Source organism: Citrobacter sp. C1 (genome assembly GCF_014596895.2).
Classification (GTDB): Bacteria; Pseudomonadota; Gammaproteobacteria; order Enterobacterales; family Enterobacteriaceae; genus Citrobacter; species Citrobacter gillenii.
Genome location: NZ_CP115035.1, coordinates 4,784,681 through 4,807,114, shown reverse-complemented (window position 1 = coordinate 4,807,114; position 22,434 = coordinate 4,784,681). Strand labels below are relative to the sequence as shown.

The following is a 22,434-nucleotide window of genomic DNA, read 5'->3' as shown; positions in this document are numbered from 1 at the left end:
AATACTGACCATTACCCGAGAGTTTCGCGCGGCTGGAAGGCGGCAAGCGAGCGAATCTCTGGGAGCATAGTGAACTATGTGACCAGAGTGATTGAACGCAGGCAACGCATCAGCAGTGTGAAAGGTGACGGGGAATAATTAACATCGCGTGGTGTCTGGCGTTAGGGCTGGAAGAGCGACGCGGCCTTAACTGAGGTTCTCCCCATGAAAAAAGATATTCATCCGAAATACGAAGAAATTACTGCAAACTGCTCTTGCGGTAACGTCATGAAAATCCGCTCTACCGTTGGTCACGATCTGAACCTCGACGTGTGCGGTAAATGCCACCCGTTCTATACTGGCAAACAGCGTGATGTTGCTACCGGTGGCCGTGTTGACCGCTTCAACAAGCGTTTCAGCGTACCGGGTACCAGCAAATAAGTTTTTTGCTGTCGGAAAAAAGCGCCGTAAGGCGCTTTTTTTGTATCTGTGAATCAGTGCTGAAATATGTATGCTTGCGGTGAATGTAAAACCAATGCATAAATAAAACGGTGTTTTTATTTTATCGGTAAAATGTTTCTATTGGTGATCTTTATCGTTTTTATCTTTACGTCTTTGCCACTGATTTGAGTTTTTGGCAAAATTTAAAAGGTTTTGTCCCTCCAGCTTAAATACAATTTTTGGGAAATATAAAATTATTCATAGATCCAATTTGATTATCCTTTTTAGGGAGGTCATATGGATTCATTCCTTAATTGTTTATGGGAAGGGACGTTTATGAAATTAAACTCCGCATTATTACTTATTCCATTATTCTCTGCAGCTGCACACGCAGGCTATGTTGATTACCGCCATGAATATTATGACGATGGCCGTAACTATGACCGTGTTTATATGTCTCACCGTTTTGCTACCGGTTTTGGTGTGGCAGTCGAAGCTATCTCACGTTCCGATGACTCGCAATCGAATGATGCGTGGAACAATATGGAAAGTAACGGCAACGAGTATACAGCAAGCTATCAATTTACTTCGCAGGGGCTTACCTGGCAGCCGGGTATTGCAATCGAGACTGGCGATAACATCACGATTTATAAGCCTTATATTCGCGTGCAGTATAACATCAATGACAACTGGTGGACCGCGTTCCGCTATCGTCAAGAGTACATGCGTAGAAACACGGAGGGTAAAGATGACCGTATGGTTTATCGCCCTGAAGCCTGGGTTGGTTATAACATCAATAACTGGATGTTTGAACTGAACGGCATTTATAAAATTGCCGATAGTGAAGATTTATATAACAACAAAAGCGAAGATTATGAGTATAACTTCCGGGTTGCTTATAACATAGGTTCCTGGGTTCCTTTTGTTGAAATCGGTAATGTTTCATCAGGTTATAACACAACAACGACAGACGATCGTCAGACCCGTTATCGTGTCGGTCTCGGTTATAACTTCTGATCGCTAATACTCTTCTCATCGGTTTATTACGCTGAGTATCGGGATATAAGCATAATTTGCGTGAATAGTGTATCTAAGGAGTTGACATCATGTCCAATGATGGAACTATGATTAGAAGCAATAGCAGTATTGCCGTCAGACCTTTCGGATTCAGAGATAAAATTGGTTATTTATGTGGTGACCTGGGAACCTGTTTTATTCTTGGGTTAGTGAATAGCTTTTTAATGATTTATTACACCAACGTACTCGGTGTTTCTGGCGTTATTGTTGGCTCACTTTATTTTGTGACCAAACTCTTTGATGCGTTTGTCGATGTTGGCGTAGGGCGCTTATGTGATACGTCTAAACTGACGGCGTACGGGCGTTTTAACCCTTGGGTACGCCGCATGAAGTATCCATTCTGTATCATTGCGGTCGTCCTGTTTCTGCCGTTTGTACAAGACTTTTCTTATACGGCGAAAATTATCTACATCTGCGTATCCTATTTCATTTACGGCTCACTGCTATCGACTGTGAGTATTCCTTATGGTGCCATGTCTGCGGCGATTAGCTCTAACCCGGAAGATCGCGTATCGCTTTCAACCTACCGCAGCGTTGGGTCCGCAATCGGCGGCGGGGCAACCGGCTTTTTTATTCCTATCCTGATGTACACCACTCTGGTGGACGGAAGCCAGGTGATTTCCGGGCAGCACTTCTTCTGGATCTCCATTGGTTGCGCAATACTGGGCTTTATCTTTTTAACGCTGACCTGCCATTTAACGACGGAACGCGTGCGGGTGGAAAGAAAAGATAGCATGCCCGTGTCGGTGCTTCTGAAAGGGTTGATACGCAATAAAGCATTGATTGTTTTAGTTGTTGTGGATCTGCTGATCGTGATTAATCAGGGGCTTTCCGGCACCAATATGACCTATCTGTTTAATGACTATTTCCACAATAAAGAGGCGATGTCTGTCGCGTTACTGTTTACCTTTGGTTCCTTGATTTTGCTGGCACCCTCGGCATCCTGGCTCACGAAGCGATTTGGTAAGAAAGAAGCCAGCGTAGGTGCGCTGCTCTTTTCGGTGGTCATGTACGTGATCATGTACTTCACCCATATCACCGACGCGAAAGTCTATTTGGTTTTCCTGTTCCTGGCGACGTTGGGGGCGGGGTTATTCAACCTGATGATTTGGGCGTTCATGACCGATGTTTGCGACTACCACCAGTATGTCACCGGCGATCGTGAGGATGGTACCGTTTATGGCGTGAACTTCTTTGCCCGCAAGGTGGGTCAGGCGTGCGCAGGGGCCATTGGTGGCTTTATGCTGGCGATCATTGGTTATCAATCGTCATCAACCGGCGGTGCGGTGCAAACCAGCATTGTGCAGGAAAATATTTATACGATGGCGAATCTCTTGCCGGCTTTATGCTTGTTTTTGGCGGCGGTCGTGCTGATTTATTTCTATCCGTTGAACCGTAAAGAAACGCTCAAAATGGAAGAAACATTGAACAAGCTCAATGGTATTAGTAAGTAACGTCGTGAAGGTATGAGGCTCTGTATCGCGCGTTATACGTTAGGATAAACAGGACGAGAAGAGGCGGGAGCAGTCCCGCGTCTTCTCATCTTTTGCAACGTCAGCCGCCGTTTTAACTAGTTAGTACTCCCACGTCTCCGGGTTGATCCCCAGTTCACGCATAATTACCTTGGCTTCTTCCGGGATTTCATCACTGCGCTCTTTGCGCAGATCGTCATCGTTAGGTAACGGTTGTCCGGTAAAGGCATGCAGAAACGCTTCACACAGCAGTTCGCTGTTGGTGGCGTGGCGCAGGTTGTTCACCTGACGACGCGTGCGTTCATCGGTAAGGATCTTTAACACCTTCAGAGGAATGGAAACCGTAATCTTTTTGACTTGCTCACTCTTCTTACCGTGCTCAGCGTATGGGCTGATATATTCGCCGCTCCATTCAGCCATGAGATACTTAATCCTCTTTGTCATTAAATTTGAGGCCAGAACCTGAGCCCGGACCATAACTGTGCGTAGTTTATCGTAGTGGCGCGGCCCTGACACGAAGTTAGCCGACGCAGATGTACGCTAATGCATATAATTTTAACGGCTATTTTGAATTTGCTCAATCTATACGCAAAGAAGTTTAGATGTCCAGATGTATTGACGGCTATTGTAACAATGATTACTCTGGGGTCTGACTATTCACCGGCTCAGCCAGGAACTCCTCAATATGACGCGTAAACAGGCCACCATCGCAGTGCGTAGCGGATTAAATGACGACGAGCAGTACGGTTGCGTTGTCCCGCCGATTCACCTTTCAAGCACCTATAATTTTACCGGATTCAACGAGCCTCGGGCCCATGACTATTCACGTCGCGGTAACCCGACGCGTGATGTTGTCCAGCGTGCGCTGGCGGAGCTGGAAGGCGGTGCGGGCGCGGTGCTGACCAGTACCGGTATGTCGGCAATTCATCTGGTAACTACGGTGTTCCTGAAGCCGGGCGACCTGCTGGTGGCGCCGCACGACTGTTACGGCGGCAGCTATCGCCTGTTTGACAGTCTGGCGAAGCGTGGGTGTTATCGCGTGCTATTTGTCGATCAAGGCAATGAAGCCGCGCTGAAGGCCGCGTTGGCGGAGAAACCGACGTTGGTGCTGGTAGAAAGCCCAAGTAATCCGCTGTTACGCGTGGTCGATATTGCGAAAATCTGCCAGTTGGCGCGTGAGGCTGGCGCGGTAAGCGTCGTTGATAACACGTTTTTAAGCCCGGCACTGCAAAATCCACTGGCATTGGGCGCCGATCTGGTGTTGCATTCATGCACGAAATATTTAAATGGTCACTCAGATGTCGTGGCTGGCGTGGTGATTGCAAAAGATCCAGAACTGGTCACTGAGCTGGCATGGTGGGCGAATAATATCGGCGTCACCGGCGGCGCATTTGATAGTTATCTGCTGTTGCGCGGCCTGCGTACGCTGTCACCTCGTATGGAGGTGGCACAACGCAACGCCCAGGCTATTGTCGACTATTTGCAAACCCAGCCGCTGGTGAAAAAACTGTATCACCCGTCACTGCCGGATAATCAGGGGCATGAAATTGCCGCGCGTCAGCAAAAAGGCTTTGGCGCGATGTTGAGTTTTGAACTGGATGGTGATGAGCAAACGCTGCGCGACTTCCTTGGCGGGTTATCATTGTTTACGCTGGCAGAATCACTGGGGGGCGTCGAAAGCCTGATCTCCCATGCCGCGACCATGACCCACGCGGGGATGGCACCAGAAGCACGTGCTGCTGCCGGCATTTCTGAGACGCTGCTGCGTATCTCCACCGGTATTGAAGATGGCGAAGATTTAATTGCCGACCTGGAAAATGGCTTCCGGGCTGCAAACAAGGGGTAAACATGAGTGTGATTGCGCAGGCAGGGGCGAAGGGTCGTCAACTGCACAAATTTGGTGGTAGTAGTCTGGCTGACGTGAAATGTTATTTACGTGTCGCAGGCATTATGGCTGAGTACTCGCAGCCTGACGACATGATGGTTGTTTCCGCGGCGGGCAGTACCACTAACCAGTTGATTAGCTGGCTGAAGTTAAGCCAGACCGATCGCCTTTCTGCGCATCAGGTTCAGCAGGCGTTACGCCGCTATCAGAGCGAGCTTATTAGCGGTCTGTTACCACCAGACGTGGCCGATGGGCTGATTGGCGAGTTTATTCACGATCTGGAGCGTCTGGCCGGTTTACTCGACGGCGGCGTCAACGATACGGTTTACGCTGAAGTAGTCGGGCATGGTGAAGTGTGGTCAGCGCGTCTGATGTCTGCCGTACTTAACCAGCAGGGTCTGGAATCTGCCTGGCTGGATGCGCGCGAGTTTTTGCGCGCGGAACGCGGCGCTCAACCGCAGGTGGATGAAGGCCTTTCGTATCCCTTACTGCAACAGCTGTTGGCGCAGCATCCGGGGAAACGCCTGGTGGTGACCGGATTTATCAGCCGCAGTAATGCGGGCGAAACGGTGCTGTTGGGGCGTAACGGTTCTGACTACTCCGCGACCCAGGTTGGCGCACTGGCGGGTGTTTCCCGCGTGACTATCTGGAGCGATGTCGCCGGGGTGTACAGCGCGGATCCGCGCAAAGTAAAAGATGCGTGTTTGCTGCCGTTGCTGCGCCTTGATGAAGCCAGCGAACTGGCGCGTCTGGCGGCACCGGTTCTCCATGCCCGTACCTTACAGCCGGTTTCCGGCAGCGATATTGATCTCCAGTTGCGCTGTAGCTATACGCCGGAACAAGGATCGACGCGCATTGAACGCGTGCTGGCTTCCGGTACCGGGGCGCGTATTGTCACCAGCCATGACGACGTTTGCCTGATAGAGTTCCAGGTGCCCACAGGTCAGGACTTTAAGCTGGCTTACAAAGATATCGACCAGATTTTAAAACGTGCACAGGTGCGTCCGCTGGCGGTGGGTGTGCATCCTGATCGCCAACTGCTGCAATTTTGCTACACCTCTGAAGTCGCTGACGGCGCGCTGAAAATTCTTGATGAAGCAGGCCTGCCGGGCGAGCTGCGTTTGCGTCAGGGCCTGGCGTTGGTGGCGATGGTGGGGGCTGGGGTGACGCGTAACCCGCTGCACTGCCACCGTTTTTGGCAACAACTGAAGGGCCAGCCGGTTGAGTTTACCTGGCAGTCAGAAGAGGGTATCAGCCTGGTTGCCGTGCTGCGTACTGGCCCGACCGAAAGCCTGATCCAGGGTCTGCACCAGTCAATTTTCCGCGCTGAAAAACGCATCGGCCTGGTGCTGTTTGGCAAGGGGAATATCGGTTCTCGCTGGCTGGAGCTGTTTGCTCGTGAGCAGAGCACGCTGTCTGCGCGTACCGGTTTTGAATTCGTGCTGGCAGGCGTGGTGGATAGCCGCCGTAGCCTGCTGAATTACGAAGGACTGGACGCCAGCCGCGCGTTGGCCTTCTTTGATGATGAAGCGGTAGAGCAGGATGAAGAATCCTTGTTCCTGTGGATGCGCGCGCACCCGTATGACGATTTAGTCGTGCTGGACGTCACCGCCAGTGAACAACTGGCGGATCAGTATCTGGATTTCGCCAGCCACGGTTTTCACGTGATTAGCGCCAATAAACTGGCTGGCGCAAGCACGAGTAATAAGTATCGCCAAATCCACGACGCCTTTGAGAAAACCGGTCGTCACTGGCTGTATAACGCCACTGTCGGTGCCGGATTGCCGATCAATCATACCGTACGGGATCTGATTGACAGCGGAGACACCATTTTGTCGATCAGCGGGATCTTCTCCGGCACGCTGTCGTGGCTGTTCCTGCAATTTGACGGTTCTGTTCCGTTTACCGACCTGGTGGATCAAGCGTGGCAGCAGGGGCTGACTGAGCCGGATCCGCGCGTTGACCTTTCTGGTAAAGATGTGATGCGCAAGCTGGTGATCCTGGCGCGTGAAGCGGGTTACGACATCGAGCCGGACCAGGTTCGCGTGGAGTCACTGGTACCTGCGCACTGTGAAGAAGGCTCTATTGACCATTTCTTTGAAAATGGCGATGAGCTGAATGAGCAGATGGTTCAGCGGCTGGAGGCCGCCCGTGAAATGGGGCTGGTACTGCGCTACGTGGCACGTTTCGATGCCAACGGCAAAGCGCGTGTGGGGGTGGAAGCGGTCCGTCCTGAGCACCCGCTGGCGGCGCTGCTGCCGTGCGATAACGTGTTCGCCATCGAAAGCCGCTGGTACCGCGATAACCCGCTGGTGATCCGTGGGCCGGGGGCGGGTCGTGATGTGACCGCCGGGGCGATTCAGTCGGATATTAATCGTCTGGCGCAGTTGCTGTAGGGTGTGTGTTGCCGGATGGCGCTACGCTTATCCGGCCTACGTAGTAAGGGTAATGCTGTGTAGGCCGGATAAGATGCGCAAGCATCGCCATCCGGCATCTTTACTGTTTCGCAAACACCTCTTTTGCGGCGAACAGCCCGTTCAGCGCAGCGGGAAAGCCTGCGTATACTGCCATCTGTATAATCACTTCAGTAATCTCCTCCTGCGTTAACCCCACGTGCAGTGCGGCGGCAATGTGCACCTTTAGCTGCGGTGTGGCGTTACCTAACGCGCCAGGGGCGGCGTGGAAAACTGGACGCGGCTAGTGTGGCGCTGCCGCTGGAGGCTACTGGACTCACCGTGATCCCGCTCGCCTGTCTGTATTGAAGAGCCGCTGGAGCATGATGTTCTGCTCGCGCGTATTGCACGTGGCGAGGGGGTGAGCCTGTTTCCGGCATCGTTTGCAGCTATCCAGCGGCAGGGAGTGGTTTTTCGTCCGCTATGCGACACGGAATTGTGCATCACTGTCGGACTGATATTACCGCCTGAACAAGAATCTCGCCTGCAATGGCTTCCTTCATTACTCTCGGCGTCCTTCCTTTCTGCACGCTAAAGTGAATTATTTTCATCTTCACTGAGTATTCCTCACCTTTCACGATGATTTTTATGTTGACGTTACGGCGCTTTTCCGTCATTTTTACATCTAGACGTCTAAACGTATAGCAGTTCACAACACAACATATAACGACAAAAGATTGATGAGGTAAGGTATGAGCTTTTTTCACGCCAACCAGCGGGAAGCCCTGAATCAGAGCCTGGCTGAAGTCCAGGGTCAGATTAACGTTTCGTTTGAGTTTTTCCCGCCGCGCACCAGTGAAATGGAGCAAACACTGTGGAACTCAATCGATCGCCTGAGCAGTCTGAAGCCCAAGTTTGTCTCCGTGACCTACGGCGCAAACTCCGGTGAGCGTGACCGCACGCACAGCATCATTAAGGGGATTAAGGATCGCACCGGTCTTGAAGCGGCCCCGCATCTGACCTGTATTGATGCTACTCGCGACGAGCTGCGAATTATCGCTCAGGATTACTGGAACAACGGGATTCGTCATATTGTGGCCCTGCGCGGCGACCTGCCGCCAGGCAGTGGCAAACCGGATATGTACGCCGCCGATCTGGTTGGGTTACTCAAAGAAGTGGCAGACTTTGATATCTCTGTTGCGGCCTATCCGGAAGTCCACCCGGAAGCGAAAAGCGCCCAGGCCGATCTGCTCAACCTGAAGCGTAAGGTCGACGCCGGAGCGAATCGCGCGATCACCCAGTTTTTCTTCGACGTGGAAAGCTATCTGCGTTTTCGTGACCGCTGCGTAACCGCAGGTATCGATGTGGAAATTATCCCGGGTATCCTGCCGGTCTCTAATTTTAAGCAGGCGAAAAAATTCGCTGACATGACCAACGTGCGCATCCCTTCCTGGATGTCGACGATGTTTGACGGTCTGGATGATGACGCGGAAACCCGCAAGCTGGTGGGCGCTAACATTGCCATGGACATGGTGAAGATTTTAAGCCGTGAAGGGGTGAAAGATTTCCATTTCTATACGCTCAATCGCGCCGAGATGAGCTACGCGATATGCCATACGCTGGGCGTCAGGCCTGCTTAATTGTAACATCAGCCCTCTACGGAGGGCTTTTTGTTGATCATTTTGATCTACATCTCTGTAACTAAAAATATAAAAGGATTTAGCTATCGAATCTGTGGGTTTTTTCGACTATATCTTATCTCTGGTGGTGTATATCGTAGCTAGAACACTGTAAAGGGAGCATATAGATGAGCATGTCCGACGATAGCCAAAACGCATCAACTGCCGGTAAGTGTCCTTTCCATCAAGGCGGTCACGATCCCAGCGCGGGAGCAGGAAGAAATAACCGCGACTGGTGGCCGAATCAACTCCGCGTAGACCTTTTGAACCAACACTCCAACCGTTCAAACCCATTGGGTGAAGATTTCAATTACCGCAAAGAATTTAGCAAACTCGACTATTCTGCCCTGAAAGGGGATCTCAGAGCCCTCCTGTCCGAATCTCAACCGTGGTGGCCCGCTGACTGGGGCACGTATGCCGGTTTGTTTATCCGTATGGCATGGCACGGCGCAGGGACCTATCGCTCCATTGATGGACGCGGTGGCGCAGGTCGCGGACAGCAGCGTTTTGCACCACTGAACTCCTGGCCGGACAACGTGAGCCTGGATAAAGCCCGTCGTTTGTTGTGGCCTGTTAAGCAAAAGTATGGTCAGAAAATTTCCTGGGCCGACCTGTTTATCCTCGCGGGTAACGTGGCGCTGGAAAACTCCGGCTTCCGTACCTTTGGCTTTGGTGCCGGTCGTGAAGACGTATGGGAACCGGATCTTGATGTGAACTGGGGTGACGAAAAAGCCTGGTTGACGCACCGCCATCCGGAAGAGCTGGCGAAAGCCCCGCTGGGTGCGACTGAGATGGGACTTATCTACGTGAACCCGGAAGGGCCGGATCACAGCGGCGAACCGCTTTCCGCGGCAGCAGCGATTCGTGCCACCTTCGGCAACATGGGGATGAATGACGAAGAAACCGTGGCGCTGATTGGCGGTGGTCATACGTTGGGTAAAACCCACGGTGCAGGTCCTGCATCGCACGTCGGCCCCGATCCAGAATCGGCACCGATTGAGGCCCAGGGCTTAGGTTGGGCCAGCAGCTACGGTAGCGGTGTGGGCGCAGACAACATCACCTCCGGTCTGGAAGTGGTCTGGACGCAAACGCCGACCCAGTGGAGCAACTATTTCTTCGAGAACCTGTTCAAATACGAATGGGTACAGACCCGCAGCCCGGCCGGTGCTATCCAGTTTGAAGCGGTCGATGCTCCTGAAATTATTCCGGATCCGTTTGATCCGTCGAAAAAACGTAAGCCGACGATGCTGGTTACCGATCTGACGCTGCGTTTTGATCCGGAATTCGAGAAGATCTCCCGTCGTTTCCTCAACGATCCGCAGGCGTTTAACGAAGCCTTTGCCCGCGCATGGTTTAAGCTGACGCACAGGGATATGGGGCCAAAATCACGTTACATTGGACCAGAAGTCCCGCAGGAAGATCTGATTTGGCAGGATCCGCTGCCGCACGCGTTCTTCAACCCAAGCGAAGAAGATATCCTTAACCTGAAGGCGACCATTGCGGCTTCCGGGCTTTCCGTGGGCGAGTTGGTGTCGGTGGCATGGGCTTCTGCGTCAACGTTCCGCGGGGGCGATAAACGCGGCGGGGCTAACGGGGCGCGTCTGGCGCTGAATCCGCAACGCGGCTGGGATGTGAATGCGACGGCAGCCCGTGTTCTGCCGGTGCTGGAAGGTATTTATAAATCGGCGCATACCGCCTCGTTGGCCGATATCATCGTGCTGGCAGGCGTCGTTGGTGTAGAGAAGGCGGCAAGCGCGGCAGGTGTCAGCATCAATGTACCTTTTGCGCCGGGCCGTGTGGATGCGCGTCAGGATCAGACTGATATTGAGATGTTTGAACTGCTCAAGCCGATTGCCGATGGTTTCCGTAATTATCGTTCCCGTCCTGAGGTTTCGACCACCGAGTCGCTGCTGATCGATAAAGCGCAGCAACTGACGTTAACCCCGCCGGAAATGACCGTGCTGGTGGGCGGTATGCGTGTGCTGGGAACAAACTTCGATGGTAGCCAGCATGGCGTCTTTACCGATCGCCCAGGCGTGCTCAGCACTGACTTCTTTGTCAATCTGCTGGATATGCGTCATGAGTGGAAGGCGGTTGATGCGTCACAGGAGCTGTTTGAAGGTCGCGACCGTCTGAGCGGCGAAGTGAAGTACACGGCAACCCGCGCTGACCTGGTGTTTGGCTCTAACTCGGTCCTGCGTGCAGTGGCTGAAGTGTATGCCTGCAGCGATGCCCACGAGAAGTTTGTGAAAGACTTTGTCGCGGCATGGGTGAAAGTGATGAATCTGGACCGTTTCGACCTGCTGTAAAGCAAGAGGCCGGATGGCATACAGAAAATCCCCGCAATTGCGGGGATTTTTATTGGCCGTTAGGCATGGCCGGATAAGGCGAAGCCGCCATCCGGTCAAACCGTGCTTATTCCCACTCTTGCAGGAATCGCTGACCGTACTGATCTGCCACCAACAGCGCGGCGTAAACCTGATCAGGCGTGGCTCCGCCAGGCATGTTGTGAATGGTTTCGCCTTCGGCACAGGCTGCTTCGGCCACGATGCGCATTTTGACCGGAATATCCTGCTTGATATCCAGTTGGGCAAGGGTGATTGGCAGACCAACGGAGTGGCACAGTGCCGCCACGGTTTCAATTTCTTCTACCGGCGCATTTTCCAGTACTAACTGCGTTAACGTACCGAATGCCACTTTTTCACCGTGATAATAGTGATGTGCATCCGGGATGGCCGTCAGGCCGTTGTGAATAGCATGTGCTGCGGCCAGCCCACCGCTTTCAAAACCGACGCCGCTCAGGTAGGTGTTGGCTTCAATCACGCGCTCCAGTGCTGGGGTCACCACGTGCTGCTCGGCGGCCAGCATCGCTTTTTCGCCTTCTTCGATCAGCGTGTTGTAGCACAGCTCGGCTAGCGCCAGTGCCGCCTGAGTACACTGACCACCGGCCATGGTGGTGGCGCCGCTGCGTGAACAGGCGCGGGCTTCAAACCAGGTTGCCAGCGCATCGCCAATGCCGGCGGCAAGTAAACGAGCCGGTGCCCCCGCGACAATTTTGGTATCCACAATGACCCGGTCCGGGTTGTTCGGCAGCAGCAGATAGCGATCGAACTCACCTGCATCGGTGTAAATTACCGACAGCGCGCTGCAGGGGGCATCGGTTGAGGCAATGGTCGGTGCAATGGCAACCGGCACGCCCATAAAGTGGGCCAGTGCTTTGGCGGTATCCAGCGTTTTACCGCCACCAATGCCTAATACCGCGCCACACTGCGCTTGTTCCGCGACGCCGCGCAGGCGATCGATTTCGTTTTGTGAACATTCGCCGCCAAACGGGGCGATTTCCAGCGCCAGACCGGCATCCTGGAAGCTTTTTTCCAGGGCGGGTTGGGCAAAGCCTAAGACAAATTTGTCTCCAACAACCAGCCAGCGTTCCGCCAGCGGTTTGAGGTAACTGCCAAGACGAGTAATAACATCGGCACCCTGGATGTATTTACCCGGTGATTGAATAATGCGATCCATACGTTATCTCCTTAAAGAGTGATCCGACCAAATGCGTTGTTCCAGTCCTGCTCAAACTTCTCTATTGCAGACTCTACCGCAGGGGTATTGAGCATTTGTTGCGCTACATCTAATGGCAGGGTGATTGCTTCACATCCTGCCAGTAAGCAATCCAGCGCCTGGCGTGGCGTTTTAAAGCTGGCTGCCAGCACCATGCTGTTTGGCGCATGCAGCTCCAGCAATGTTTGCAGTTCCTGTACCGTGCGGATACCGTCTCCGCCCTGGGCGTCAACACGGTTCACATAAGGGGCGACATATTTTGCTCCCGCCAGCGCGGCCAGCAGTCCTTGCGCTGCGCTGTACACGGCGGTGCCTAAGGTGGTAATACCTTCTTTTTTCAGCTGCTTGATGGCCGCAAGACCTTCGGCGGTGACCGGGATTTTAACGACGATACCTGGTACGGCGAAGCTCAGGCGCTTAGCTTCTTCCACCATCCCCTGCGCATCACGGCTCATGGTCTGCGCGAACAGAATGCCGTCTTTGCCTATTGCCTTTTGCAGACGCGGCAGTACCTCCCAGATGGACTCTTTACTTGCCGCCACGATGCTTGGGTTGGTAGTGACGCCAGCAATCGGGAAGATGCGTGCCAGACGTTCAACTTCCGCCACGTTGGCGGTATCCAGGTACAGTTCCATACAAAACACCCTCTTAATATTCGGTTAGCCGCCCGTTGCCGGAATGCTGTTCTGCGTACAGGATAAGAGCGTTTTACAGTCGTGCGCTATCTGACAAATCTGCCAAAAACTGGATAAATGTAATGTATCTGTCAAAGTGAGAGATACATCACATGTTAATTAGCTATGGGTTTATTCTGGGGTATAGAGAGTTTTGAGGGTTCTTGAATATTACAAAAATCCAGTAAATGATGGATTTGTGCTCAGTCTGTGTCGCTACGCAACGGCTTCACTGCCAATGTGCCTCTTTTTCCGTTAACTGGCTGTGATATTGCCGACGATACTCTGACGGAGAACGCTCTGTATTCTTACGAAACAGGCGACAGAAGTAGTTACTGTCGACAAATCCACAGGAGTGTGCCACTTCTTTCACCTTCAGGTCGTAACCCTTCAGCAGCGCCTTAGCGTGTTCCAGTCGCGTATGGTTCAGATACTCGTTAAAACCAATCGCCCCGGTTTTCTGAAACAGGTGTGAGAGGTAATTCGGTGAAATGTAGAATGCCTGGGCGACGGATTCGCGGGTCAGCGGCGAGGCGTAGCGTTCGTCGATATAGTCGCGAATAGCGTCGAAAAGCGCCTGACTACGCGACGCGGTCTGGATCTGGCTGCCCAGCAGATCGCGACAGTGGCTTAACAGACTGGCGACGATCAGCCTGGCCGTTTGTTGCTCCTGTGGCTGCATCTGCATCTCATGTAGCGTTTGCAGCAGGAAGGAGCCAATACGCGGTCCGCGCCGCGCAACGTGTTGTTTGGCGAGGTTTTGACATTGTTTTCCATCCCACTGAACGATGCTGAAACCTAACTGCTGTTTGCCGAACAGGATGCTGAGCGTGGTGACCGGCGTGTGCCACTGCGGGAGATTCCAGCCACCTGCCGGGACGTACAGCACATCACCAGAGGTAAGTTTGTTTCCGATGCTGACATCAGCAAACTCGCCTTCCAGTACAATTTCCAGACGGGGAAAATCAACCTGATAGGCTAATTCCGGCATTGAACCGTTGGTGCTGGCGAAACACACCTGCCGCAGCGGGAGGGGACCGTTAATCAGGCGGGAGAGAAGGTGGCTGACGTCGTGATACATGTGAATCCCTTGCTGGCAACTGACAGGGCCACAGTAACGTTGAAAGCAACCGCCCTCAAGTGATTATTGCCGGATGGCGGCTAATGCCTTATCCGGCCTACAAGTCATTGCGAGCTGTAGGTCGGATAAGCGTAGCGCATCCGGCAGCCTGTTATTGATTACCGATTTGATCGCCGTAAGGCAGAGTATCGTAATCAATCAGGGCGTTTTTCTTGTACGGATTACCAATCCAGCGGGTTGTCTCTTTGAACTGCGGGTTGGTAATGGCACGTGTCGGGTCGAATCCATCGTAGGTAAAGCCCGCTAAATCAGACCAGGTATGAATAAGTTCAGAGCTGCTGTACTTACGATCGACATCTTGTGAGAAGTCACGCGGGTGTGCAGCCTGCCATTTTTCAGACGTCCATAGCAGGAACGGCACCGTGTACATATGACGCGTTGGGTTGTCTTCATTACGCCCCTGCGTTTTATGCGGCGGCGTGTCATACACCTCTTCGCCATGGTCGGAGAAGTAGAGCAGGAAGCCGTTCGGATCGGTGGCTTTGTAGTCGTTAATCAGGCTGGCAATGATGTGGTCGTTATACACATTAGCGCTGTCGTAATCGTTATAGGCTTCCAGCTCATCGTTGCTCAGGCCTGCAGGAACGTGGTCGATATTGTTGTCGAATTTCCCCTGACCATCCGGATAGCGGAATTTGTACTTAATATGTGTTCCCAGCAGATGAACGATGATGAATTTTTTCGGCGCCGGATCGGCCAGCACTTCTTTAAACGGTGCCAGCACGTTGCTGTCATATTCGCGCGCACTTTGCGTTCGCTGCTGGTTCATATAGAACTGCTTATCTGTCTGCTTGGAAAATACGGCCAGCATAGTGTTACGCGCGGTCATGGTTTGCTGGTTAGTGATCCAGAAGGTCTTATACCCCGCCTGCTTCATCATGTTCATCAGCGACGGCTGCGTCAGATATAAATCCGGGTTCTTCTCGTTAGCAAAGGTCAGCGCCTGCTGCAGGATTTCAATAGTGTAAGGACGAGAGGTCACAACATTATTGAATACGGTCAGGTTAGGATCGGATTTGTGCAGCGCGTCCAGTTCCGGCGTGGTTTTACGCGGATAGCCGTACAGGCTCATGCGCCCACGCTGAGTTGACTCACCAATCACCAGCACCAGCGTGCGCGGAGCATCGCCAGAGTTGTCTTTAAAGTGCGCCAGTGGCGGTAGCGCATTGTTCTCATTCAGCAGACTGTTCAATGAGGTTAGTTGTTGACGATACTGATAATAGCCAGAAATAAACTGCCACGGTGCGGCGGGCTCCATACGAGCAGCAAGACCGTTCAGCGTTTGCTCGAAAGGTTTATGCTTAATAAATGTATTGACGGTCATCGGGTGCAGAATCAAGCCGTATAACAGCGCAAACGACACCAGATAACGCCAGGGGGAGGGAATATGAACCGGGCGCAGGCGCGTCCACAGCAGAATCGCCACGGCGGTATAGGCCAGCGCGATGAAGACAATTTTAAGGCTGAAATACTGACTTAAGTATTCGCTGGCTTCGTTGGCATTAGTCTCAAACATCACGTACAGCACGCTCTGTGAGAACTCCTGCCCGTAAATGACGTAATAACTCAGTGCGGCGAGCGACGCGGCCCACAGCACGACGCCAATGACGGCGGCAATAATACGGATACGATTAGGGAATAAGAATATCGGGATCAACCATAGCGAACTAAATAATAATGAGTCACGTAATCCGGTCGATCCGCTATAACCGCTAAAATAAATAATGGCCTGCAGTAATGAAGAAAAAAACCAAAAATAGAGAAGTGCCCAACCTAGGGCTTTCCAGCTAAACGGGGGTTTAGTCTGGAGTTGTAAGGATTGCATAGTGTGAGCCTGTCATTAATCGTGTCGCCAAGAGTAGCGGCTAAATCTTAAGGAGATCTGAAGCGTCGCGACGTTAAGATCGCGTTTCGTTGATGATTCATTCATAAAATAAATGAATCAAGGCAAGAATATATTTGAAATGAAACGGTTATGACAAGCGTTTTTGAGGTCACCCCCGCGCAATTGTACGAGGGTGACAGGGGGGGGCTTACTTAACCGGTATTACGCATACCCGCTGCGACACCGGCGATGGTGACCATCAGCGCTTGTTCAACGCGCGGATCGGGGGCTTCACCTTGTTCTTCTGCCAGACGCGAACGGTGTAACAGTTCAGCCTGTAGCACGTTCAACGGATCGGTATAAATATTTCTTAACTGAATTGACTCGGCAATCCACGGCAGGTCGGCCATCAAATGTGAGTCGTTGGCGATTGCCAGTACCACGTTGATGTCGGCTTCCAGACGGTGGCGCAGTTCTTCACCTAACGGCCACAGCTCTTTTTTGACCAGACGCTGATCGTAGTATTCTGCCAGCCACAGGTCCGCTTTCGAGAACACCATTTCCAGCATGCCAAGGCGCGTGGAGAAGAATGGCCAGTCGCGGCACATCGCTTCAAGTTCGCTCTGTTTACCGTCTTCAACCACTTTTTGCAGTGCGGTACCTGCGCCCAGCCAGGCCGGGAGCATCAGGCGGTTTTGTGTCCAGGCGAAGATCCATGGAATGGCACGCAAAGACTCTACCCCACCGGTCGGACGGCGCTTAGCTGGACGTGAGCCGAGCGGTAATTTACCCAGTTCCTGCTCGGGAGTTGCTGAGCGGAAGTAAGGTACAAAGTCTTTGTTCTCACGCACGTAGCCACGGTACAGCTTGCAGGAGATATCTGACAGCTCATCCATAATATGGCACCAGCTGTCTTTCGGTTCCGGCGGTGGTAGCAGGTTGGCTTCCAGGATCGCGGCGGTGTACAGAGACAGGCTGCTGATGGTCACTTCCGGCAGACCGTATTTGAAGCGGATCATCTCACCCTGCTCAGTGACGCGCAGTCCGCCTTTCAGGCTGCCAGGTGGTTGTGAGAGCAGTGCCGCATGGGCCGGAGCGCCGCCGCGGCCGATTGAACCCCCCCGGCCGTGGAACAACGTCAGTTCAATGCCGGCTTTTTCGCAGGTTTTGATCAACGCATCTTGCGCCTGATATTGCGCCCAGGACGCCGCCATCACGCCTGCGTCTTTTGCGGAATCAGAGTAGCCAATCATGACCATCTGCTTGCCCTGAATCAGACCGCGGTACCAGTCGATATTCAACAACTGAGTCATTACATCGTCAGCATTGTTGAGGTCGTCCAGCGTTTCAAACAGCGGCGCTACCGGCATGGTAAAACCAATGCCAGCTTCTTTCAGCAGCAGGTGAACGGCCAGCACATCCGACGGTGTTTTTGCCATCGAGATCACGTAGGCAGCAATAGAACCATGAGGTGCTTCGGCAATCACCCGACAGGTATCGAGGACTTCGCGGGTATCGTTACTCGGTTCCCAGCTGCGCGGCAGCAGTGGACGTTTGGAGTTCAGTTCTCGGATCAGGAAGGCCTGTTTGTCTGCTTCTGACCAGCTTTCGTAGTCGCCAATGCCCAGGTAACGGGTCAGTTCGCCCAGCGCTTCGGTATGACGGGTGCTTTCCTGACGAATATCGATACGCACCAGCGGGACGCCAAAACATTTCACTCGGCGCAAGGTATCGAGCAGTTCGCCATTGGCGATGATGCCCATACCGCAGGCTTGCAGTGATTGATAACACGCGTACAGCGGTTCCCATAGCTGCTCGTTTTGTGTCAGCAGACCTGCAGGTTTCGGCAATTTTTCGCCTTTCAGACGCGCTTCCAGCCAGGCCTGGGTCGTCATCAGACGCGAACGGAGCATTTTCATCAGATGGCGATAAGGTTCTGCCGCGCCTTCTTCACCCACCAGCGCTAATAGCTCAGGCGTGGCTTCGACCATCGACAGTTCAGAAACCAGAAACTGGATGTCTTTCAGGAACAGATCGGTCGCTTTCCAGCGGCTGAGCAGCAGCACGTGGCGGGTGATATCTGCCGTTACGTTCGGGTTACCGTCACGGTCACCGCCCATCCACGAGGTGAATCGGACCGGGACAAAATCGACGGGCAGCTTGTAGTTCAGATGCGCTTCCAGCTGTTCATTCAGTTCACGCAGATAGTTCGGTACACCTTCCCACAGGCTATTTTCAACCACGGCGAAGCCCCATTTGGCTTCATCAACCGGGCTGGGACGCAGTTTACGGATTTCATCCGTGTGCCATGATTGGGCGATTAGCTGGCGCAGGCGACGCATCAACTGGTGGCGTTCGTAATCGACGATGTCTTTGTTATCAAGCTGCTTGAGGCATGCGTTAACCTCACCCATTTTATGAATCAACGTACGTCGGGTGATTTCGGTTGGGTGTGCGGTCAGGACCAGCTCCAGAGAGAGCGATTCCACGGCTTTTTTGATTGTCGCTTCATCGAGGTTAGGCTGGTCTTTCAGTTTACGCAGGGTACGGGCAATCACTTCCGGGTTGCTGGCAGCTTCGCCTTTTGGCGAAATGCTGTGGTACTGTTCGGCGGTATTGGCCAGGTTCAGGAACTGACTAAACGCACGGGCAACTGGCAGCAGCTCGTCGTTAGACAGATTCTGCAGCGTAGTGAGCAGTTCCTGACGGTTCGCTTCATTGCCAGCGCGGGATGATTTAGACAGCTTACGGATTGTTTCTACGCGATCGAGAATGTTCTCTCCCAGCGCATCCTTGATGGTTTCTCCCAGCACTTTGCCGAGCATACTGACATTACTACGCAACGCGGAATATTGTTCGTTCATATGATCCCAGACACCCCATCTGTTTTGAATATGTCCTGTATCTTTCGCGTCCCAGCGGCAATGGCTGCAACGCGAAATCTTTCGGACTTAACTTTTTAGTCGTCTTTTATAAAGCCACGTAAAACACCTGACGTCAATTGCTGCGAAATCGGTTCAGCAAACGAAAAAATGGCGGGAATTTACGTTATTTAATTCACATCGCGTCAAATAAGCGTTGCTTATGCAAATGTTAAAAGAATCGCCTTGCTTACCACTAAAGGATTAGCAAGGCGACGTTCGGTTAATGCCAGCAAAAATGATGCACAACCTGGGTAATTAATTCGCGGGTTGGCTTAATGAAGCGTGTTTCCAGATATTCATCTGGTTGATGTGCCTGATTAATGGAACCTGGTCCCAGTACTAGCGTCGGGCACAGCGTCTGGATAAACGGTGCTTCTGTGCAGTAGTTCACCACATCGGTTTTCTCGCCGAGCAGTTTTTCCACCACCTCGACCAGTTGGTGATCCGGCGGGCATTCGTAACCTGGGATCGGCGGGTGCAGCTCGGAAACCGTCAGTCGGCCAGGCCAGCGTTCGCTCACCGGGGCCAGCGCGTCCGTCAGTAAGCCATTCAGGTCGCTTAACGTCATTCCCGGCAACGGGCGGATATCCATGTGCAGTTCGCAGCAGGCGCAAATACGGTTGGAGGCATCGCCACCATGCATGCTGCCGAGGTTCAGCGTCGGGTAAGGCACGGTGAATGAATCGTGGTGATAGCGTGCTTTCAGCGAGTCGCGCAACTGCATAATATGGCCGATGGCATCGTGCATCAGTTCAATGGCGTTCACGCCGCGCGCTGGATCGCTGGAATGGCCAGACTGGCCGAGTACGCGTACCGCCGTGGAAATATGGCCTTTGTGTGCGCGAATTGGCTGCAGGGATGTTGGCTCACCGATGATCGCGCAATCCGGGCGAATCGCCGTATTTTCAGAGAAGTAGCGTGCGCCCGCCATACTGGTCTCTTCATCGGCGGTGGCCAGGATGTAGAGCGGCTTTTTCAGCTGTTTCACATCGACATCACGCAGTGCATCGAGAATAAACGCGAAGAAACCTTTCATATCCGCCGTACCCAGTCCGTAGAGCTTGTTGTCATGTTCGGTCAGGGTGAACGGATCGCGCGTCCAACGTCCGTCGTCAAACGGTACGGTGTCGGTATGACCGGCGAGCAGCAGGCCGCCTGCACCGGTGCCTGTACTTGCCAGCATATTGAATTTATTACGGGTGCCGGGAACCGGTTGTACCTCAACGCTGAAGCCTAAATCTTTGAACCAATCCGCCAGCAGAGTGATTAAACCTGCATTACTTTGATCGAGCGCTTCTTCGGTGGCGCTGATCGATGGTGTGGCAATCAGAGCGCGGTAAATCTCGATAAATGGCGGTAAATTGTTTTTCATTGTTGACACACCTCGGGTCATGATAGTATCAATATTCATGCAGTATTTGTGAATAAAAATACAATAATGTTGAGCGAAATAAAACCCACCAAGTGAAAGGTGAGGTGATAAAGGCTTATACCTGGCAACCGAATATAAGAAGGTGAACAGCCCCGATGTTGAATACGCTGATTGTGGGCGCCAGTGGCTATGCTGGTGCAGAGCTTGTGACCTATGTAAATCGCCATCCTGATATGAACATAACCGCTTTGACTGTCTCAGCGCAAAGCAATGATGCAGGAAAATTAATCTCTGATTTACATCCGCAGTTAAAGGGCATTGTTGATTTGCCGTTGCAACCCATGTCGGATATCCGCGAGTTTAGCGCAGGGGTAGACGTTGTGTTTCTGGCGACGGCCCATGAGGTTAGTCATGACCTGGCGCCACAGTTTCTGGAAGCGGGCTGCGTGGTGTTTGACCTCTCTGGTGCATTCCGTGTTAACGACGGCGCCTTCTATGAAAAGTATTATGGCTTTACTCATCAGCATCCTGAGCTGCTGGAGCAAGCGGTCTACGGGCTGGCGGAGTGGAGTGCAAGCAAACTAAAAGACGCGAATCTGATTGCTGTACCGGGTTGCTATCCCACGGCGGCGCAGTTGTCGCTTAAGCCTCTGATTGATGCCAATCTGCTTGATCTCAGCCAGTGGCCGGTAATTAACGCCACCAGTGGTGTGAGTGGAGCAGGACGTAAAGCTGCCATCTCGAACAGCTTCTGTGAAGTGAGTCTGCAACCGTATGGTGTATTTACCCACCGCCATCAGCCGGAGATCGCCACACATTTGGGGGTGGACGTGATTTTCACTCCGCATCTGGGAAACTTCCCGCGCGGCATTTTGGAAACCATCACCTGTCGTTTGAAGCCGGGCGTGACCCATGCGCAGGTGGCGCAAGCACTGCAGCAGGCCTATGGTGATAAACCGCTGGTTCGTCTGTATGACAACGGTGTCCCGGCCCTGAAAAATGTGGTGGGTTTACCGTTCTGCGATATCGGTTTTGCCGTTCAGGGCGAGCACCTGATTGTGGTGGCAACCGAAGACAATTTATTGAAAGGCGCTGCCGCACAGGCGATGCAGTGCGCAAATATCCGTTTCGGCTTTGCTGAAACGCAGTCTCTTCTTTAAGGGTGCAATGATGAATCCATTAATTATCAAGCTGGGCGGCGTTTTACTGGATAGCGAAGAGGCGCTGGAGCGTTTGTTTACCGCTCTGGTCAATTATCGCGAGTCGCACCAGCGTCCGCTGGTCATTGTGCACGGTGGCGGCTGCGTGGTTGACGAGCTGATGAAAGGGCTCAACTTGCCGGTGACAAAGAAAAATGGTCTGCGCGTGACGCCAGCCGACCAGATCGACATCATTACCGGTGCCCTAGCCGGAACGGCGAATAAAACGCTGCTGGCGTGGGCGAAGAAACACCATATTGACGCTGTTGGTCTGTACCTTGGCGATGGTGACAGCGTAAAAGTGACCCAGCTCGATGTAGCGTTAGGTCATGTTGGACTGGCACAGCCTGGTTCTCCTAAGCTGATTAACACGCTACTGGAAAACGGTTTTCTACCGGTCGTCAGCTCGATAGGCGTCACGGAAGAAGGGCAACTGATGAACGTCAATGCCGATCAGGCTGCGACGGCGCTGGCGGCAACGCTGGGTGCGGATCTGATCCTGTTGTCTGACGTCAGCGGTATTCTGGATGGTAAAGGCCAGCGGATTGCCGAAATGACCGCAGCCAAAGCAGAACAGCTGATTGAGCAGGGTATTATCACCGATGGCATGATTGTGAAGGTGAACGCGGCGCTGGACGCGGCACGTACGCTGGGACGTCCAGTGGATATCGCTTCCTGGCGTCATGCCGAACAACTCCCGGCGCTGTTTAACGGCACGCCGATCGGTACGCGTATTCTGGCTTAACTATTACTGTGCCGGATGGCAGCGTCGCCTTATCCGGCCTGCATGGGTTTTGTAGGCCCGGTAAGCGTAG

16 protein-coding genes and 2 pseudogenes are annotated in these 22,434 nt (G+C 52.9%); 10 read left to right on the top strand and 8 right to left on the bottom strand.

Annotated elements, in window-relative coordinates; translation table 11 throughout:
• Positions 1 to 204 precede the first annotated feature (204 nt).
• The 3 genes from rpmE (at position 205) to IB214_RS22955 (ending at position 2,951) form a co-directional block, all read left to right on the top strand.
• Positions 205 to 420: a 50S ribosomal protein L31 gene (gene rpmE, locus IB214_RS22965; protein ID WP_096758811.1), complete on the top strand. Its 216-nt coding sequence runs from the start codon at positions 205 to 207 to the stop codon at positions 418 to 420.
• A gap of 336 nt (positions 421 to 756) precedes the next feature.
• The gene (locus IB214_RS22960; RefSeq protein ID WP_096758810.1) at positions 757 to 1,437 is read left to right on the top strand and encodes an oligogalacturonate-specific porin KdgM family protein; all 681 of its coding nucleotides are present in this window, start codon (positions 757 to 759) and stop codon (positions 1,435 to 1,437) included.
• Between the two features lie 89 nt (positions 1,438 to 1,526).
• Positions 1,527 to 2,951 carry a glycoside-pentoside-hexuronide (GPH):cation symporter gene (locus tag IB214_RS22955; protein ID WP_117343663.1) on the top strand — a complete coding sequence of 475 codons (1,425 nt, stop codon included), beginning with the start codon at positions 1,527 to 1,529 and terminating at the stop codon, positions 2,949 to 2,951.
• Positions 2,952 to 3,071: 120 nt separating this feature from the next.
• Here IB214_RS22955 and metJ read toward each other — a convergent pair whose 3' ends face one another.
• Entirely contained in the window at positions 3,072 to 3,389 is a 318-nt protein-coding gene (gene metJ / locus IB214_RS22950) for a met regulon transcriptional regulator MetJ (protein WP_003825168.1), read from the bottom strand.
• 265 nt (positions 3,390 to 3,654) lie between these two features.
• On the opposite strand from metJ, the gene metB reads away from it, so the two are divergent.
• Together metB and metL are read left to right on the top strand one after the other, a co-directional pair.
• A complete protein-coding gene (metB, locus tag IB214_RS22945; protein WP_096758808.1) occupies positions 3,655 to 4,815 on the top strand; it encodes a cystathionine gamma-synthase in 1,161 nt (386 codons plus the stop codon).
• Positions 4,816 to 4,817: 2 nt separating this feature from the next.
• Complete coding sequence (metL, locus tag IB214_RS22940; protein ID WP_115259753.1) at positions 4,818 to 7,250, top strand: bifunctional aspartate kinase/homoserine dehydrogenase II; 2,433 nt, start codon at positions 4,818 to 4,820, stop codon at positions 7,248 to 7,250.
• Positions 7,251 to 7,350: 100 nt separating this feature from the next.
• Here metL and IB214_RS22935 read toward each other — a convergent pair.
• Positions 7,351 to 7,521, bottom strand: a pseudogene (locus IB214_RS22935) (carboxymuconolactone decarboxylase family protein); the annotation flags it as partial.
• A gap of 78 nt (positions 7,522 to 7,599) precedes the next feature.
• On the opposite strand from IB214_RS22935, the pseudogene IB214_RS22930 reads away from it, so the two are divergent.
• From IB214_RS22930 to katG, 3 genes and pseudogenes are all read left to right on the top strand, one after another.
• Positions 7,600 to 7,842: pseudogene (locus IB214_RS22930) on the top strand (LysR family transcriptional regulator); the annotation flags it as partial.
• Positions 7,843 to 7,999: 157 nt separating this feature from the next.
• Complete coding sequence (metF, locus tag IB214_RS22925) at positions 8,000 to 8,887, top strand: methylenetetrahydrofolate reductase (protein WP_096758802.1); 888 nt, start codon at positions 8,000 to 8,002, stop codon at positions 8,885 to 8,887.
• A 167-nt stretch (positions 8,888 to 9,054) separates the two neighbouring features.
• Entirely contained in the window at positions 9,055 to 11,235 is a 2,181-nt protein-coding gene (gene katG / locus IB214_RS22920) for a catalase/peroxidase HPI (RefSeq protein ID WP_117343664.1), read from the top strand.
• A 106-nt stretch (positions 11,236 to 11,341) separates the two neighbouring features.
• Here katG and gldA read toward each other — a convergent pair whose 3' ends face one another.
• The 6 genes from gldA to argE all read right to left on the bottom strand — a co-directional run bounded on the left by gldA (position 11,342) and on the right by argE (position 20,420).
• Positions 11,342 to 12,445 carry a bifunctional L-1,2-propanediol dehydrogenase/glycerol dehydrogenase gene (gldA, locus tag IB214_RS22915; protein WP_117343665.1) on the bottom strand — a complete coding sequence of 368 codons (1,104 nt, stop codon included), beginning with the start codon at positions 12,443 to 12,445 and terminating at the stop codon, positions 11,342 to 11,344.
• An 11-nt stretch (positions 12,446 to 12,456) separates the two neighbouring features.
• Entirely contained in the window at positions 12,457 to 13,119 is a 663-nt protein-coding gene (gene fsa / locus IB214_RS22910; RefSeq protein WP_117343666.1) for a fructose-6-phosphate aldolase, read from the bottom strand.
• Between the two features lie 268 nt (positions 13,120 to 13,387).
• Positions 13,388 to 14,239: an AraC family transcriptional regulator gene (locus IB214_RS22905; RefSeq protein WP_117343667.1), complete on the bottom strand. Its 852-nt coding sequence runs from the start codon at positions 14,237 to 14,239 to the stop codon at positions 13,388 to 13,390.
• A 151-nt stretch (positions 14,240 to 14,390) separates the two neighbouring features.
• Positions 14,391 to 16,124, bottom strand: coding sequence for a phosphoethanolamine transferase CptA (locus IB214_RS22900; protein ID WP_117343668.1), 1,734 nt, complete (start codon positions 16,122 to 16,124; stop codon positions 14,391 to 14,393).
• Between the two features lie 212 nt (positions 16,125 to 16,336).
• Entirely contained in the window at positions 16,337 to 18,988 is a 2,652-nt protein-coding gene (gene ppc, locus IB214_RS22895) for a phosphoenolpyruvate carboxylase (protein ID WP_115259747.1), read from the bottom strand.
• A 280-nt stretch (positions 18,989 to 19,268) separates the two neighbouring features.
• Complete coding sequence (gene argE, locus IB214_RS22890; RefSeq protein ID WP_117343669.1) at positions 19,269 to 20,420, bottom strand: acetylornithine deacetylase; 1,152 nt, start codon at positions 20,418 to 20,420, stop codon at positions 19,269 to 19,271.
• 155 nt (positions 20,421 to 20,575) lie between these two features.
• Here argE and argC point away from each other — a divergent pair, with 155 nt between their 5' ends.
• Positions 20,576 to 21,580, top strand: a complete 1,005-nt coding sequence (gene argC, locus IB214_RS22885) for an N-acetyl-gamma-glutamyl-phosphate reductase (protein WP_117343670.1) — start codon at positions 20,576 to 20,578, stop codon at positions 21,578 to 21,580.
• Between the two features lie 7 nt (positions 21,581 to 21,587).
• Positions 21,588 to 22,364, top strand: coding sequence for an acetylglutamate kinase (argB, locus tag IB214_RS22880; RefSeq protein WP_117343671.1), 777 nt, complete (start codon positions 21,588 to 21,590; stop codon positions 22,362 to 22,364).
• The last annotated feature ends 70 nt before the right edge of the window (positions 22,365 to 22,434 follow it).